Raw genomic sequence first — 16,139 nt, 5'->3', positions numbered from 1 at the left:
CCTCATTACTCTGGTGAGTCCGTCGGGGGAGGTCGGAAGATGGCGGGGCCGGTTGGGGCGCCGCTGGCCGCCCGGGCGGTCGTGTGGCGGCGTGCCGCCAGCTGGGCGCTTTCGGGGGCACTGGTCCTGAGCCTCGCCCTGCTGTCCCGCTGGCTGGCCGGGGAGGCGCGCCGGCTGCCGGGGCTGGGCCTCGTGGACTACCCGCTGTGGGCGGCCGGCCTCGGGCTGGCCGCCCGGGGCCTCCTGGGGGCCATGGGTCTGCGGGGCCGGGTGCGCCGGGCCGCCCGGACCGAGCTTTACCTCAAGATCGGCGTCGTGCTGCTCGGCGCCGGGATCAGCGTGGGGGACGTGCTGCAGGTTGGCGTCCGGGCGATCCTGCAGTCCGTCGTCCTGGTCCTGGTCGTGTTCGTCACCACCTGGCTCGTGGCCGGGGCGTTGGGAGTCGACCCCCGCCTGCGGGCGATCCTGGCCACGGCGGTCTCCGTGGGCATGTCCGGGGCCGTGGCGGCTGCGGGCGTGACCCGGGCCCGCCGCGAGCAGGTGGCCTACGCTGCCGCCCTCGTCGTCGCCTTCGCCCTTCCGCTCATGGTGCTCCAGCCCCTCGCGGCCCGGCTCCTCGCCCTCCCCGACGCGGTGGCCGGGGCGTGGATCGGCGGGAACATCGACACCACCGCGGCGGTGCTGGCAGCCGGCGCCCTGTACGGCGAGCGGGCCATGCGGGTGGCGGCGGTGGTGAAGATCAGCCACAACCTCCTCATCGGCGCCGTCACCGCGCTCCTCAGCCTGTACTGGGTGACCCGTCTGGAGCCCGGCGCGGGGGCACGGCCCCGGCCGCGTGAGCTGTGGGCGCGGTTCCCCAAGTTCGTCCTGGGCTTCGTGGCGGCCTCGTTCGCCGCGAGCGCGCTGGCGGGAACCGGGCATCTCGACAGGGCCGCCCTGGAGGCGGTCGCTTCCCTCCGCAACGCGTTCCTGACGCTGGCGTTCGTCAGCATCGGGCTGGAGACCAGCTTTCGCGGGCTCGTGGCGGAGGGTCTGCGGCCGGTGGCCGTGTACGCCCTGGCAACGCTTTTCAACACCCTCGCCGCGCTGGCCGTTGCCTGGTGGCTCTTCGGCTGAAGCGTCTGGTTCCGGTGACGGCGTTGTGTTATCTTGAGGAGGACCGGACAGGCTGGGGTGGATTCATGCCGACGACCTTTCTCCTGGCGCGCCACGGGGAGACCGAGTGGAACCGGGACGGACGCTGGCAGGGTCAGAGCGACGTCGCCCTGAGCGCCCTCGGCCTGGCGCAGGCCCGGGCCCTGGGGCAGCGGCTGGCGCCCGAACCCGTGGCCGCCATCTACTCGAGCGACCTGATCCGCGCGCGGGCGACGGCGGACGCCATCGCCCGGGCCCTGGCGCGCCCGGCCCCGGTCCACCTCGACAGGCGGCTCCGGGAGGTCGACGTGGGCCGCATCGCCGGCCTCACCCGCAGGGAGGTGGCGGAGGCCTTCCCGGAGTTCTGGGCGGCGCTGAAGGATCACCCGGTCGACACCCGCTTCCCCGGCGGCGAGACGTTCCGCGAGCTCGAGGCACGCGTGCTGGAGGCCGTGCAGGAGATCGCCGCGCGCCACCCCGACGAGACGGTGGTGGTGGTCACCCACGGCGGGGTGATCCGTTCCGTGGTGGCGTGGGTGCTCGGCCTCGACCCGGAGCGGCGGGGACGGCTTCTCCTCGACAACTGCGGGCTCACGGTGATCGAGTGGAGCGAGCGCCCCCGGCTGCGCACCCTCAACGAGACCGGCTTCCTGGCCGCCGTCCCGGACGGGGAGGTCCTGCGCCGGGGCGGCTGACGGGGCCGCGGCGCGTCGCGGCGTGCTGGGCCGCCTGCCCCGGGCATACACCTGTCCGGGGGTGAGGCGGGTGCCGGCGTGGGCACGGCTCCTGGCGGCCGGTTCGACCGGCGGCGGCATCGTCATCGCCGGCCTCATCGCCCTGGCCGCCTGGCGGGAAGGCGGTCCGGGCTTCTGGCCGGCGCTGTGGCAGTACGTGGCGACCGCGGCCTTCTGGGAGCGGGCGCTCCAGTTCTGGTTGCTCTCGCTCCTGGCCCTGGTGCTCACCCGGGTCGGGAGCCGGACCCTGCCCCCGGTCGGGGCCGCACTTGTGGCGGGCGGCCTGGTGGCGTTCGGCCAGTCGGCGTACCTCATGGGACAGTACCGGCTCGAGCCGGGCCCCGTGCTGTCAGAGGCCCTGCTCGTGGCCCTGTGCTACGCGGCCGGCAGCGCCGTCGCCTCCCGCCTGTACGAACGCTTGTGATGGAGGCGCGGGCGTGCTGGTCGAGCGGTACGTGGCGGTCGACCTGGAGACCACCGGCGGGGACCCGGCCGCCGACCGGATCATCGAGATCGGGGCCGTGGTCTTCGAGCACGGCCAGGAGGTGGCGGCCCGGTCCTGGCTCACCGACCCCGGCCGCCCCATCCCGCTGCGTTTCCAGCAGCTGACCGGCATCACACCCGCGGACGTGGCCGGCCGTCCGCCGGCGGAGGCGGTCCTGCCCGAGTTCCTCGCGCTGGTCGGCGGCTCGCCGGTGGTCGCGCACAACGCCGCCTTCGACGGCGCCTTCCTGGCGGCCGCCCTCCGCCGGGCCGGGCTGCCCGCGCTGCCGCCGCTCCTGGACACCGTGCAGCTGGCCCGGCTGGCGTTTCCCCTGGCCCGCAGCTTCCGCCTCGGCGCCCTGGCCGAGGAGCTGGGGGTCGGGCTGCCGCGCGCCCACCGCGCGGTGGACGACGCGCGGGCCTGCGGCCGGATCGCCGCCCTGTGTCTGGACCGGATCGAGGCGATGGAGCTGGCGGTGCTCGACGACCTGGGCCGGCTCGCGCCGCCCGCCAACGCGCTCTCCCGCCTCCTGGAGAAGGCCAGGGCTCGCCGTCAGGCCGCCGGCGAGGCGCCCCGCGACCGCAGGGCCTGGATCCCCCCGGCCGCCGTGCCGCTGCACGGGCCCGAGGACGAGGAGGAGCCGGAGGCGCCTCCCGCCCTGGACCCCGGGGAGGTCGACGCCGTGCTCGGCCCCGGAGGCGCCGTGGCGAGCGCCTTCGCGGTCCGGTCAGGCCGGCCGTACGAGCACCGGCCGCAGCAGCTCGAACTGGCCCGCCGGGTGGTCACGGCCCTCGGCCGGGGGCAGGTCCTCGTGGCGGAGGCCGGGACAGGTACGGGCAAGTCCCTGGCCTACCTGGTGCCCGCGCTGCTCTGGGCGAAGCGCGGCGGGGGACGGGTCGTCGTCTCCACCCACACGATCACGCTGCAGGAGCAGCTGTGGGAGCGCGACCTCCCGTTCCTCCTCCGGGCGCTCGGCTGGGAGGACGAGGTGCCGGTCGCCCTGGCCAAGGGCCGCTCGAACTACGTCTGCCTTCGCAAGTGGGAGGAGGCCGTGGAGGGGGCGGACCTGGCCACGGGACCCGACGAGCGGGAATTCCTCCTCCGCACCGTTCCGTGGCTGGCACAGACCGACACGGCTGACCGGGCCGAACTCGGGGTGCTGGCCGCCCAGGAGGAGTACTGGCGGCGGATCCAGTCCGAGTCCGTGACCTGCCTGGGGCAGCGCTGCCGCTGGTACCAACGGCACTGCTTCGCCTTCCGCGCCCGGCGCCGGGCCCGGGACGCCCGCGTCCTGGTGGTGAACCACGCCCTCCTTCTCTCCGACCTGAAGGCCGGGGGCGGCGTGTTGCCCCCCTACGAACACGTGATCATCGACGAGGCGCACCACCTGGAGAGCGCGGCGACCGAGCACCTCGGCGTGGCCCTCGGGCAGTGGGACCTGGCCGGTAGCCTCCTGCGCCTTTACCGGCCTTCGCGCGGGACCGCCCCGGGAGGAGTCCTGCCGGCCGTGGCGCGGCGGCTCCGCGAGGCCCGGCCGGAGGTCGAGGAACTCCTCCGCCAGGTGCAGGAAGCCCGGGAGCGGGTCGACGAGCTGTTCGGCCTGGCCGGGGCCCTGGCGCTGGCTACCGGCGGCGGGGAGGAGGACGGTGCCCGCTCCCTGCGCGTCACCCCTGCCGTCCGGGCGCGCCCGGAATGGGACACGATCCGGCTCGCCCACGAGAACGCGGGAGTTGCCCTCGGGCGCCTGGCGAAAGGGCTGCGCCGGCTCGGCGAGGAGCTGGAGCAGCTGGCCGGTGCGGGCCACGGCGGGCTCGACAGCCTGCGGCTCGAGGTGGCGCGGGAGGAGGCGGTCGTCCGCCAGGCGGTCAGGGACCTGGACACCGTCCTGGCGCAGCACGGGCCCGAGATGGTCCGCTGGATCGAGGCGCAGCCGCCCCGCTCCGGTGGCGACCGGCCCGCCGCCGTGACCCTGCGGGCGGCCCCGGTGCACGTGGGGCCGCTCCTCCGGGAGCTCCTGTGGGACCGGGTGCGCTCGGCCGTCCTGACGTCCGCGACCCTCACGGTGGGCGGCCGGTTCGATCACGTGCTCGAGCGTCTCGGCCTGGACGCGCTGCCGGAAGGGCGGCTGGCGCTCGCACAGGTGCCCTCGCCCTTCCGGTACGGCGAGCAGGCCCTCGTGCTCATCCCCGAAGACATCCCGACCCCCAGGGCCGGCGAGGCGGAGTTCCAGGCGGCGGCGACGCGCCTCCTCGCCGACCTGCTCGTGCAGGTCGGCGGCAGGACGCTGGTGCTGTTCACCTCCCACCGCCAGCTGCGCCAGGTGTACAATGAATTGAAAGGGCCGCTCGAAGCGGCCGGGCTCGTGCTCCTGGCCCAGGGTCTCGACGGCGCCCGGGGGCGCCTGGTCGAGGAGTTCCGGGCCGGGGAGCGGGCGGTGCTGATGGGGTCGGCCTCCTTCTGGGAGGGGGTCGACATCCCCGGGGAGGACCTTTCCTGCGTGGTCGTGGTGCGGCTCCCGTTCCAGCCGCCCGGCGACCCGGTGATGGAGGCCCGGTCGGAGGACCTGGAAGCCCGGGGGCTGTCCGCCTTCCAGCACCTCAGCCTGCCGGAGGCGATCATCCGCTTCAAGCAGGGCTTCGGCCGGCTCATCCGCACGGGGACGGACCGCGGGGTCGTGGTGGTCCTGGACCGCCGCATCGATCCCCGGGAGGCCCGCTACGGACGGCAGTTCCTGCGCTCGCTCCCGGACCCCCGGGTGGCCACGGCCCCCGCGGACGAGATCGCCACGCTGGCGGCCCGCTTTCTCCGGGATCCGCCAGGGACTGCGGCCATGCACGGCGAAGCGTGATAGGGCGCCGCGTCCCAGGGCGTCGCATTCCACGACGTCACATCGACGGCAAGAGGTGCATCCGTTGAAACGACCCCTGATCGCCCGGGAGGGCTGGCCTTTCGCCCTTGGTCTCGGTCTCCTGACGGCTGCCGCGTGGTGGCTCTGGCCGTACGCCGCCATCGTCCCCGGGCTATTGACCCTCCTGGTGCTCTGGTTCTTCCGGGATCCCGAACGGGCCATCCCGGGCGACGAGGCCGACGTGGTCGCTCCGGCCGACGGCCGGGTGCTCTGGGTCCGGGAGGTCGACGAGCCCAGGTTCCTCGGCGGCCCGGCGGTCGGGGTGAGCATCTTCCTGTCGATCTTCGACGTGCACGTCAACCGGGCGCCCGTCGCCGGGCGGGTCGCGTACCGGGAGTATGTGCCCGGCCGGTTTCTCGCCGCGTGGCGGGAACGCGTCGAGGAGACCAACGAACGGGCTTACACGGGCATCGAGGGGCCCGGCTACCGCGCCCTGGTCGTGCAGATTGCGGGGCTGGTGGCGCGGCGCATCGTCAACTGGGTGGGGCCCGGTGAGGCCGTCCGGCGGGGCGAACGCTTCGGCCTCATCAAGTTCGGCTCCTGCACCCAGGTGTACCTGCCCCGGGGCACGGAGATCACCGTGCGCCCCGGCCAGCGGGTCCGGGGCGGACAGACGATCATCGGGAGGTTGCCGCCGAGATGGAAGGAGCAGGAGGAGGCCGGCGCCCGGGGCGGAGGCAGTGGCGCATCCGGGGCATCCGGGGAGGCAAGTGGTTCCGGGAGCGGGGCCTGAAGGGCCTCTCGATGATCCCCCACATCTTCACGCTCGTCAACCTGGCCCTCGGCGTCTTCTCGATCGTGTACACGGTGCGGGGGGAGTACGAGCGGGCGGCGCTCCTCGTCGCCGGGTCGCTCCTGGCCGACGGGCTCGACGGGCGGATCGCGCGGCTCGTGCGCGCCGCCGGGGAGTTCGGCAAGGAGCTCGACTCCCTCGCCGACGTGGTCTCCTTCGGCGTGGCGCCGGCCGTGCTGGCCTACTTCGCCGCCCTGGAAGAGCTCGGACCCTACGGCCTGGCGCTCCTGGCCGTCTTCCCCATCTGCGGGGCGCTGCGCCTGGCCCGGTTCAACATCGTCCGGGTGAGCGGGTACTTCGTGGGGCTTCCCATCACGGCGGCCGGCACCCTGCTCGCCGGCCTGGTCTACTACGGGGAGCGGGCCGGGTACACCGATCCCCGCTTCCTGCAGGGGGCCCTGCTGGTCCTGGCCTACCTCATGGTGTCGACGATCCCGTACCCCGACTTCAAGAAGCTGCGCGGGGCGCGGTTTCGCGTTCTCGAGTGGGCCGGCCCGGTCGTCCTGGTGCTGGTGGCGCTGCGCCGCGACCCGTCGAGCCTCATCCTGCTGCCCCTGGTGACCTACGCCTTCCTGGGCCCGTACCTCTACCTGCTCCGGCGGGCCGGCGAGAAGGTCGCTGCCCTCCGCACCGCCGGCGGGCGCTGAGGGGCCACCCGGCACGGATCGAACTCCGTGGGCCGGCTCCTGCCATGTGCGGGCGCCGGCCCGCATAGTCTCTCCCGGGGGTGCACGCGTGGCCGGGGCCTGCCGGAGGCCCCACGGCGTGCGGCCGGGAGGGAAGGCCGATGCAGCGCTCGGAGAGCGCGACCGGCGGCGTGGCCGGCCGGGCCATCTGGGACGGCCTCGTCACGGGGCTCACGGTGATGGCGGTCTGCGCCCTGGTGCTGGCGCTGGTGGCGTGGCGGCTGCCGGTCACGCCGCGCACGCTGCAGGTCCTGGGCGTGGCTGCCCAGCTGATCGGCGGCCTGGCAGCGGGATTCCTGAGCGGCAGGCGTGCTGGGGCCGCCGGGCTGGTGAACGGCCTTCTGACCGGCGTGGGGCTCGCCGTGCTGCTCACCCTGCTGGGCGGCGTCGCGGCGAGCTTTCCGGCCGTAGGGGCCCTGCTCCGGCGTGCCGCCCTGCTCGCCGGGGTGGGGGCGCTGGGGGGGGTGGCCGGCGTCGCCACGCGGTGACCGGACCCGCTCCGAGGCCGCAAGAGCGAGTGGCGCATACGTTATGGCAACCCGGGGCAGACTTCCGCGAGGAACCTGCCCCGGGAGCCGCGCCCGGGAAGGGGTGAGGTGCTCCGGGGCACGGATGGGGTGTATGAGGGGCCATGGGAGAACGGCAGGACGGGACGTTGAGGGACGTGCTAATGCGCGCGGCGGCGGCGCTCGTCGCGGCCGCCCTCACCGGAAGCGTCGGGTGGCTTCCCCCCGGCCGGGGCGCCGCCCACCCGAAGGTGGCCTCCGGGGCGGCAGGACCAGGGGGGCCTGTCCCGGAAGGCCCGGTGGCGGTTCGCCACCGGATCCGGTACGGGGAAACCCTCAGCGAGATCGCGCTGCGGTACGGGGTGAGCATCCGGGCGATCGCCGAGGCGAACGGCATCCGCAACCCCGACCGCATCGTCGCCGGCAGGGTGCTCGTGATCCCGGGCGAACCCGCGCCGGCGCGCCCGGCGAAGGCGTCGCCCGAGCTGCCGCCTGCGCCCGGCAAGGCCACCGCTGGGCCCGTGCAGCCCGCCTCCCAGCCCAGAACCTCCGATCGGACCCCTCAGGGCGCCGGGCCCGTCGCCGCGGGCACCCGCGAGCCGTCCGGGGAGCGCCCTGCAGCCCCCGGCCGTCCCTCCTTCCCGGCCGGGCTGGCAGATCTCGTCTTCGAGGGTCCCGGCGGGATCCGGGTGCAAGTGTACGGCACCCTCGCCCCGCCGGCCGTCCCGGTCCCGGCCCTGCCGGGCGCCGGCGGCGCGCGGGGGGTGATGGGGCCCGGCTTGCTGCCCCCCGGCGTTCTCCCGACCGCCCCGCCGGCCCCGCGGCCTGCCCCCGCGGGGGCGCCGGATGAACCGCTCTTCTCGCTGCGCCTCCCGCCCGCGGAGAAACTCGTGGCGCTGACGTTCAACGGCCTCCCGGACGCGACGTCGCTTCCGGCCCTGGTGCGGGCCCTCGACAGCACCGGGGCCCGCGCGACATTCTTCGTCACCGGCGCGGCCGCCCGCGGTGGCGGCAGCGTCATCCTCGAGCTCCTGGCCCGCGGCCACGAGGTCGGCATCCAGGGGCTCGAGGCCGAGGACCTCACCGCGCTCCCGGCGGAGGAGGTGGCCGCCAGCCTCGACGCCGCCCGCCGGGCCCTTCTGGAGGCCGGCGCCCCGCCGCCGCGCTTCTTCCGCCCGCCCCTGGGGCGCTTCGACGCCCGGGTGCTGGGCGCCGCCCGCCGCCTGGGCCTCGAGACCGTGCTGTGGTCGAGCATCGGGCTGCGGGACCTGAACGATCCGGAGCCCGCTCTCCTGGTCGAGCAGGCGCGCGCCGCCGCGTTCCCGGGGGCCATCTTGATGCTGCACGCCGACCGGCCCGCGACCGCAGCCGCCCTCCCGGCCGTGCTCGGCGCGCTCGGCCAGGATGGTTACCGCGTCGTGTCCCTGAGTGAGCTCCTCGCGCGGGCCTCGGAGGTGGGCGGGTCGGTCCGGTGACGGGGCTCCACCCGGAGGAGCCGCATCCCGTTCAGCGTGACGAGGACGGAGGCCCCCATGTCGGCAAGGATGGCCAGCCAGAGGGTGAGCCAGCCGGGGAACGCCGCCAGGACCGCCAGGAGTTTCACCGCGATGGAGAAGGCGATGTTCTGCCGGATGACCCGCAGGGTCGCCCGGCTCAGCCGGACGGTGAAGGGCAGCTTCGTCAGGTCGTCGGCCATGAGCACGATGTCCGCCGTCTCCAGCGCGGCGTCCGTGCCCGCCCCGCCCATGGCGATGCCGACGGTCGCCGCCGCGAGGGCCGGGGCGTCGTTGATCCCGTCGCCGACCATGGCGACCTTCCCGTGGCGCCGGCGGAGGGCCTCGACCGCCCGCACCTTGTCCTGCGGCAGGAGCTGGCTCTGAACCTCGTCGACGCCCACGCGCGCGGCGATGGCCCGTGCGGTGGCCTCGTTGTCGCCCGTGAGCATGACGGTGTGGCGGATGCCGGCCCTGCGCAAGGCGTCGAGGGTGGCCCGGGCGGTCTCCCGCACCTCGTCGGCCATGGCGATGACCCCCAGCGGCCCCTGCGCCGTACCCACCAGAACGGCGGTCTTCCCTTCCGCCTGCAGGCGGCGCACCTGCTCCCCGGCCGGCCCGACGGGAATCCCGAGCTCCTCGAACAGCGCCGGGTTGCCGATGTAGACCGTCTCGCCGCCCACGGTGGCCCGGGCACCCCGACCCGCCAGCGCGGCGAAGTCTCCGGCCGGCTCGGGGCGGAGGCCGCGGGCCTGGGCCTCCCGCAGGACGGCCGCCGCCAGCGGGTGCTCCGAGCGCGCCTCGACGGCGGCGGCGAGCGCCAGCAGGTCACCGGCCGTGCGGTCTCCGAGCGGGACCACGTCCGTGACCGCCGGCCGGGCCCGGGTCAGGGTGCCCGTCTTGTCGAAGGCGACGGCCGTGAGGGCGCCGGCTGCCTCGAGGTGGACGCCGCCCTTGATGAGTACCCCGTGCCGCGCTGCGTTGGCGATGGCGCTCACGATCGCCACCGGTGTGGAGACGACCAGGGCGCAGGGGCAGGAGACCACCAAGAGGGCCAGGCCGCGGTAGATCCACGGCCCCCAGTCCCGGTCGAAGACGAGCGGCGGCACCACCGCCAGGCCCGCCGCCAGGGTCAGGACGATCGGGGTGTACACGGCCGCGAAGCGGTCGACGAAGGCCTGCGAGGGCGCCCGCCTCGCCTGCGCCTCCTCCACCAGGTGGATGATCCGGGCGAGGGTCGTGTCCTCGGCCCGGCGGGTCACCTCGACCTCGAGGGATCCGTCCGTGTTCAGGGTGCCGGCGAAGACCTCGGCGCCGGGCTCCTTGTCGACCGGGACGGACTCGCCCGTGATGGGAGCCTCGTCGACCGCCGACCGTCCGGCGACGACCCGCCCGTCGACCGGGATCATCTCGCCCGGCCAGATGATCACCACGTCGCCCACCCGGACCTCGGCGGCGGGGACCTGCACCTCGCCACCGTCGCGGCGGACGGTCGCCACCCGCGGGGCTCGGTCCATCAGCTCGCGGATGGACCGGCGGGCCCGGTCCATCGTCCGGGACTCGAGCAGTTCGGAGACGGCGTACAGGAAGGCGACGATGGCGCCCTCTTCCCACTCGCCGATGGCCGCCGCCCCGATGACGGCGACGGTCATGAGCACGCTCATGTTGAAGTCGAGCCGCGGCAGGGCGTGGTACGCCTTCCGGGCGTTGCCCCAGCCGCCGATCACCATGGCCGCCACGTAGAGCGGGACGAAGACGGCTGCAGCCGCACCGGCCCGTGCGGCGACGAAGGCGGCGGCAAGGGCCGCGCCGGACACCAGCGTCCGGACGAGGCCCCAGTCGACGCCCCGCCCGGTGGGGCGGGCGCCCCGGCCCGGGGCGCGCCTCTCTCCGGCGGGGGTTGGATCGGCCGGGACGGTCCCGATCGGGGCGATGGTGTAGTTCTCCTTCCGGCCCTCCCGGCGGATCGCCTCGAGGTCGACCACGCCCTCGACCGTCAGCCTGCCGGTCGCCGGGTTGAGCACCGCCCTGGTCACGCCAGGGAGCGCCGCCACGCTGCGCTCGAACTTGGCGGCGCAGTCCAGTCAGGTGATACCGTCGACCTGGAGCACCGCCCTGCTTGCCCGAAGGGCGTCCCCGGCACGCGCCATCCGTCAGCGCCCTCCTGGAACGGACTTCGCCGTTTCGACCCGCTCCAGGACCTGCCGGACCAGTTCCCCGACGTGCGGGTCGGCGAGGCGGTAGTAGACGAGCTTGCCTTCTCTCCGGTACCTCGCCAGCCCCATGTGGTGGAGGAGGCGGAGGTGGTAGGAGGCGGCGGCCTTGCTGCCGCCGATCAGGGCGGCCACGTCGCACACGCACAGTTCGTCGCGGCTCAGTGCGTACACCACCTTCAGCCGCGTGTCGTCGGCGAGGGCCTTGAAGATCCCCGCCAGACCCTCGATCCTCTCCACCTCGGGCCGGAGCCGGTTCACCCGGTCCTCATGGACCACGTTGACCTGGCAGACCGGGGCCACTTCCGGCCGGCCCCGCGCCGGCTCTGCTGCCACGGGCGGTTCCCTCCCGTCTGTTCAGCTTGTGAGGTTGGTTAAACGATCAAGTGCATCCTTGACCAAGATCGCGCATCCGGGGGGCGGTGTCAACCTGCGCCGGGGTGGCCGATCCGAGGCGGCCGCCGTCCACCGGACCGTGGCCGGTCGTTCCACGGGTCAAGGTGCCACTCCAGCACGACGCCGTCGCGTAGTGGGTTTGCTACGTACAACGGAAGGCCGGAGGATGTGCGTGGGTTGACAGAAGATGCACGTATGAAAGACCTCAGGTCGTGATTGTGACCCTGTCCCCCCACGATCCCGGTGCGCGAGGGGGCTGTTGTGCACTTCCGTACCCACAAGCCGGACCGTAGCGGTTCCTGTATTGCACATCTGCGGGCCGGAGCCTGTGCCTTGGTTGACAGAACGTGCACTTATGGAAAACCTCAGGCCGTGATTTCGACTCCCACCCCCCACGGTCCCGGTGCGCGAGGGGGCTGTTGTGCACTTCCGTACCCGCAAGCCGGACCGTAGCGGTTCCTGTATTGCACATCTGAGGCTCAGGGCCGGCGCCCCCGTCGTGGGCGACCTGGACTGTACCCGGCCGGAGGCGCCGTTACCCACGGCCCTCCCTCAGCATCCGGGCGAACTCGGGAGGTAGATCGGTGGCCTCGATGGCCCGGGCAGCGGCCTCGAAGTCGTACGGGACCTCGATGATGTCGACGGCCACGTGGCCGGGGGTCAGGGTCAGGAGTGCGTACGTGGCGTTCGGGTTGCCGTGCTTGGGCTTGCCCGCGCTGCCGCAGTTGACGAGGTGCCTGCCCCCGAGGACCTTGTGGAACGGGACGTGCGTGTGGCCAAAGACCAGCACGTCCGCCCCGGTCGCCGCGAGGTGCGCGCGGAAGACCTCGTCCGGGACGTCCTCGTACAGGTACTCGTTGAGCCGGGCCGGGCTGGCGTGCACCAGCACCACCCGGTGGCCGTCGAACTCCCGCTCCAGGCGGTACGGCAGGTTCCGCAGGAACGCCTTGTGGTCGTCGGTGGTGTGCGCCTTGGTCCAGGCCATGGAGCGGAGGCCACGCTCCATGGCGGCCTCGTCCGGATAGTCGCAGCCGCAGGCGACGCGGAAGTAACCCACGCCGTCGTCGTAGTTTCCCATCACGGTGGGAATGCCCCGGCGCCGGATGGCCTCGACGACCTCTCCCGGGTTGGCCCCGTAGCCGACCAGGTCCCCGCCGCACCAGACCACGTCGGCGCCCCGTGCCTCGATATCCTTCAGCACCGCCTCGAGCCCGTGGACGTTCCCGTGGATGTCGGAGAAGACCGCAAGCTTCATTCCCCACCGGTCCTTCCTGTGCAGCATTCGTGGAGGCGCAGGGGCCGGGGCCGGAAGTCACGACGCCCGCCCGAGGGAATCCAGGAGCGCCTCGACCCGGCGCCGGATCTGGTCCCGGACGCGGCGACCCTCGCGGAGCACGGTGTCCTCCGGCCCGCCCAGCACCGTCGGGTCCGGCAGGGGCCAGTGCTCGCGCCGCACCTCGCGCCGGGTGGCGGGGAACCAGGCCAGGGCAGGACCGCACAGCGTGACCACCACGTCCGCCTGGTCGAGCATCTCCGGCGTCACGGCCTTGGCATACTGACCCTCCAGGTCGATGCCCACCTCACGCATCACCGCCTCGGCCAGCGGATGGATTCGCGTGGGCTCGAGCCCGGCGCTCTGCACCTCCACCCGGCGTCCGCCCAGGACCCGGGCCCACGCCTCCGCGATCTGGCTCCGGAACGAGTTGGCCGTGCAGAGGAAAAGCACCCTGGGCCTTCGCTGCCCTGCCCCTCCCGTGGGCCGGCCGGCTGCCGCCGCCGGCTCCGGCTTGAAGACGAGCGGCAGGGCGTCCCCGCCCCGCGCGCCGGCACCGCCCGTCTGCCCGGTGGGATCCGGCTGCGAGGGGCCGGCGGCGCACCAGCGCCGCCACTCGCCGCGCATGTCTGGGAGCCGTTCGATCGGAGTGTGGAAGAACGCCGACAGATCCTGGTCCAATCCGAACAGGACGTCGGCCCGGGCGGAGTAGAAGACCTCGCGGCCGGACCTGCGCTCCCGCACGAGGCCCGCCGCCTTCAGCCGGGCGAGGTGCTGGGAGACCCGGGACTGGCCTGTGGCCAGGACGTCGACCAGTTCGTGGACCGAGCACTCCCGCTCGACGAGGATGCGCAGGAGCTTGAGGCGAGTCGGATCGGCGAGGGCCTTGGCACGGGCCACCAGCTGCTCCATGCACGTTGCCGCCTTTCCACCGAGCGGTCTCATCGGGATCATCTTATCACGATTGGATGATGAGTCAACCTCGTGGTGATCGCACCCCCGACACGCCTCGCTGCCACACGGCACGGGGCCGGTTGCCCGGCGGGGTACCGGGGGGCGCCCGCCGTGACCCTGCCCGTCCCGATGGCCGTTGCGGTGCACGGGGCGGTCTTGGCCGTCCGGCCCCTCGTCCATACACCGGACATCCACACTCCGGACTTGACGCTCGCGCGTCTGCGGAGCTACACTGAAACCATATATTTCGAGATCTAGATATGATCTCCCGAGGTGGCCACGCGATGGAGCACGGACAGGCGGTCTGGCTGCCGGGCGACGAGACCCGCCGGTGGGAACTCCACGCGAAGTTCTTCGACGGGCTCGCCAACCCCACCCGGCTCAAGATCATCGAGTTCCTCCTCGAACGCGGGGAGATGAACGTGAGCCAGATCACGGAGGCCGTGGGGATGTCCCAGAGTCAGGTCTCGAACCAGCTGGCCTGCCTGAAGTGGTGCGGGTACGTCACCTCCCGGAGCGAGGGGAAGTTCGTGTACTACCGGGTCACCGACCCGCGCATCCGGGAGATCATCCGGCTGGCGCGCGCGGTCGTCGCGGACAACGCCGAGCATGTCCGCTCCTGCACCCGGATGGGACAGGGATGAGCCGCCTCAAGACAGGGCTTTTTCGGCCCTGGCGCCCTGCCCCCGGAGAGCTGTCACGGCGGCCCTGACTGTCACCGGCATGAGTTGAGAGGGCTGCGCGTGGGCCCCCAGGACGTTCGCTCCGCAGGACGGTCACAGCGGCTGGCCACGGCGTGAAGCAGGCCGTGCATTCCAGTACGGGTCAGGAGCTGGTGTCACGATGGCACAGGAGACCGCGGCACGGGCGGCGCGGCTCGAGGTGCGGGGGATGACCTGCACGGGCTGCGAGGAGCACGTGACGGAGGCGCTCGTCCGGGTCGGGGCACAGGACGTGCGCGCCGACTTCCGGCGCGGTGAGGCGCGCCTCCGGCTGCCGGCCGGCTTCGACCCGGAGCAGCTCCGGGAGGCGGTGCGCCGGGCCGGCTATGAGCCGGGGGAGCTCGAGTTCCTGGACCCGGAGGGCGAATCGGTCCGGCAACCGGTCGACCGTGCGGGCCTGCCCGTCCGCGACATCCAGGGGAAGGGTGACCCCTATGACCTGGTGATCATCGGCTCGGGGGCCGCAGCCTTCTCGGCGGCCATCCAGGCCAGCGAGCGGGGAGCCCGGGTGGTGATGATCGAGCGCGGGGTGACCGGCGGGACCTGCGTGAACATCGGCTGCGTACCTTCGAAGACGCTCCTGCGGGCGGCAGAGATCCACTTCCGGGCCCGCAGCCATCCCTTCGCCGGGCTGAGCACGAGTGCGGGCCCGGTCGACATGAGCCTCCTGGTGGGGCAGAAGGGCGAGCTTGTGACCAGGTTGCGCCGCGAGAAGTACGAGGCCCTGATCGACGCGTACGGCTTCGACTTCGTCTGCGGCGAGGCCCGGTTCGTCGATGCGACCGCCGTGCAGGTCGGCGACCGGCTGATCCGCGGCAAGGCGTTCCTCATCGCGACGGGAGCCGACCCCGCCGTACCGGACATCCCGGGGCTCGGGGACGTCGACTTCCTCACCAGCACCACGGCGCTGGAGCTGCGCCGGGTGCCCGAGAGCCTGGCCGTCATCGGATCGGGGTACGTCGCCCTGGAGCTGGGACAGCTCTTTCGCCACCTGGGCGCCCGGGTCACGCTCATGCAGCGCGGCGAGCGGCTCCTGAAGGCGTACGACCCGGAGATCTCGGCGGTCGTGGCCCGGATGCTCGCTGAGCAGGGGATCGAGGTCCTCACGGGGGTCCGCTACCTGCGGGTCGAAGAGGGCCGCGCCGGGAAGCGGGTCGTCCTGGAGGCGGGCGGGCGGCAGCGGGCGGTCGAGGCCGAGGAGCTCCTCGTGGCGACCGGCCGGCGGCCGAACACGGCCGCACTGGCCCTCGACCGGGCGGGGGTCCAGGTCGGGGCGCGGGGTGAGGTGGTGATCGACGACCACCTCCGCACCAACGTGCCCCACATCCACGCCGCCGGCGACGTGACGATGGGCCCGCAGTTCGTCTACGTGGCCGCCTACCAGGGGGCCGTGGCGGCCGACAACGCCCTGGGCGCCACCGACCGCCGGGCGGACCTGCGCGTCGTGCCCCGGGTCACGTTCACCACGCCGGCCATCGCCAGCGTGGGGCTCACCGAGGCCGGGGCCCGGGCGGCGGGCCACTCGGTCCGCACCTCCGTGCTCCCGCTCGAGGCGGTGCCTCGGGCGCTGGCCAACCGGGAGACCACCGGCGTGTTCAAGCTCGTCGCCGACGCAGACACCGGCCGGCTCCTGGGCGCCCACGTGGTGGCGGACAACGCCGGCGACGTGATCTACGCCGCCACGCTGGCCGTCAAGTTCGGCCTGACGATCCAGGACCTGAAGGAGACGCTCTGCCCCTACCTCACCATGGCCGAGGGCCTCAAGCTGGCGGCCCTCACCTTCGACGTCGACGTCGCCCGGCTCTCGTGCTGCGCAGGATAGCCGAGCGGTGGGGCGCCGGCC

At 73.6% G+C, this 16,139-nt stretch carries 14 protein-coding genes; 10 read left to right on the top strand and 4 right to left on the bottom strand.

What is annotated here, in order from left to right; genetic code table 11:
- Positions 1–39: 39 nt before the first annotated feature.
- The 8 genes from caldi_RS05675 to caldi_RS05640 all read left to right on the top strand — a co-directional run bounded on the left by caldi_RS05675 (position 40) and on the right by caldi_RS05640 (position 8,720).
- Positions 40–1,116, top strand: coding sequence for a YeiH family protein (locus tag caldi_RS05675; RefSeq protein WP_264844132.1), 1,077 nt, complete (start codon positions 40–42; stop codon positions 1,114–1,116).
- A gap of 65 nt (positions 1,117–1,181) precedes the next feature.
- The gene (locus tag caldi_RS05670; protein ID WP_264844131.1) at positions 1,182–1,829 is read left to right on the top strand and encodes a histidine phosphatase family protein; all 648 of its coding nucleotides are present in this window, start codon (positions 1,182–1,184) and stop codon (positions 1,827–1,829) included.
- A 70-nt stretch (positions 1,830–1,899) separates the two neighbouring features.
- The gene (locus tag caldi_RS05665; protein WP_264844130.1) at positions 1,900–2,292 is read left to right on the top strand and encodes a hypothetical protein; all 393 of its coding nucleotides are present in this window, start codon (positions 1,900–1,902) and stop codon (positions 2,290–2,292) included.
- A 13-nt stretch (positions 2,293–2,305) separates the two neighbouring features.
- On the top strand, positions 2,306–5,200 hold the full coding sequence (locus caldi_RS05660; RefSeq protein WP_264844129.1) for a helicase C-terminal domain-containing protein: 2,895 nt from the start codon (positions 2,306–2,308) through the stop codon (positions 5,198–5,200).
- 64 nt (positions 5,201–5,264) lie between these two features.
- Positions 5,265–5,993, top strand: a complete 729-nt coding sequence (locus tag caldi_RS05655) for a phosphatidylserine decarboxylase family protein (protein ID WP_264844128.1) — start codon at positions 5,265–5,267, stop codon at positions 5,991–5,993.
- Positions 5,900–6,700, top strand: coding sequence for a CDP-diacylglycerol--serine O-phosphatidyltransferase (pssA, locus tag caldi_RS05650; protein WP_264844127.1), 801 nt, complete (start codon positions 5,900–5,902; stop codon positions 6,698–6,700). The genes caldi_RS05655 and pssA overlap by 94 nt, the downstream gene beginning before the upstream one ends.
- A 140-nt stretch (positions 6,701–6,840) precedes the next feature.
- Positions 6,841–7,227 (top strand): TIGR04086 family membrane protein, encoded by a 387-nt coding sequence (locus caldi_RS05645; protein ID WP_264844126.1) that lies wholly within the window; start codon positions 6,841–6,843, stop codon positions 7,225–7,227.
- A 176-nt stretch (positions 7,228–7,403) separates the two neighbouring features.
- Positions 7,404–8,720: a polysaccharide deacetylase family protein gene (locus caldi_RS05640; protein WP_264844740.1), complete on the top strand. Its 1,317-nt coding sequence runs from the start codon at positions 7,404–7,406 to the stop codon at positions 8,718–8,720.
- Here the strand turns inward: caldi_RS05640 and caldi_RS05635 are convergent.
- The 4 genes from caldi_RS05635 to caldi_RS05620 all read right to left on the bottom strand — a co-directional run bounded on the left by caldi_RS05635 (position 8,654) and on the right by caldi_RS05620 (position 13,532).
- Complete coding sequence (locus caldi_RS05635; RefSeq protein ID WP_264844125.1) at positions 8,654–10,888, bottom strand: heavy metal translocating P-type ATPase; 2,235 nt, start codon at positions 10,886–10,888, stop codon at positions 8,654–8,656. The genes caldi_RS05640 and caldi_RS05635 overlap by 67 nt on opposite strands.
- A 3-nt stretch (positions 10,889–10,891) precedes the next feature.
- The gene (locus caldi_RS05630; protein ID WP_264844124.1) at positions 10,892–11,287 is read right to left on the bottom strand and encodes an ArsR/SmtB family transcription factor; all 396 of its coding nucleotides are present in this window, start codon (positions 11,285–11,287) and stop codon (positions 10,892–10,894) included.
- Positions 11,288–11,882: 595 nt separating this feature from the next.
- Positions 11,883–12,602, bottom strand: coding sequence for a metallophosphoesterase family protein (locus tag caldi_RS05625; protein WP_264844123.1), 720 nt, complete (start codon positions 12,600–12,602; stop codon positions 11,883–11,885).
- A gap of 57 nt (positions 12,603–12,659) precedes the next feature.
- Positions 12,660–13,532, bottom strand: a complete 873-nt coding sequence (locus caldi_RS05620) for a metalloregulator ArsR/SmtB family transcription factor (RefSeq protein ID WP_264844122.1) — start codon at positions 13,530–13,532, stop codon at positions 12,660–12,662.
- Positions 13,533–13,858: 326 nt separating this feature from the next.
- Here caldi_RS05620 and caldi_RS05615 point away from each other — a divergent pair, with 326 nt between their 5' ends.
- Positions 13,859–14,218, top strand: a complete 360-nt coding sequence (locus caldi_RS05615) for an ArsR/SmtB family transcription factor (protein WP_264844121.1) — start codon at positions 13,859–13,861, stop codon at positions 14,216–14,218.
- Between the two features lie 199 nt (positions 14,219–14,417).
- Positions 14,418–16,118, top strand: a complete 1,701-nt coding sequence (gene merA / locus caldi_RS05610) for a mercury(II) reductase (RefSeq protein ID WP_264844120.1) — start codon at positions 14,418–14,420, stop codon at positions 16,116–16,118.
- Positions 16,119–16,139 lie beyond the last annotated feature (21 nt).

Source organism: Caldinitratiruptor microaerophilus (assembly GCF_025999835.1).
Lineage (GTDB): Bacteria > Bacillota > Sulfobacillia > Symbiobacteriales > ZC4RG38 > Caldinitratiruptor > Caldinitratiruptor microaerophilus.
This window is presented reverse-complemented; position numbering and strand designations above follow the sequence as displayed.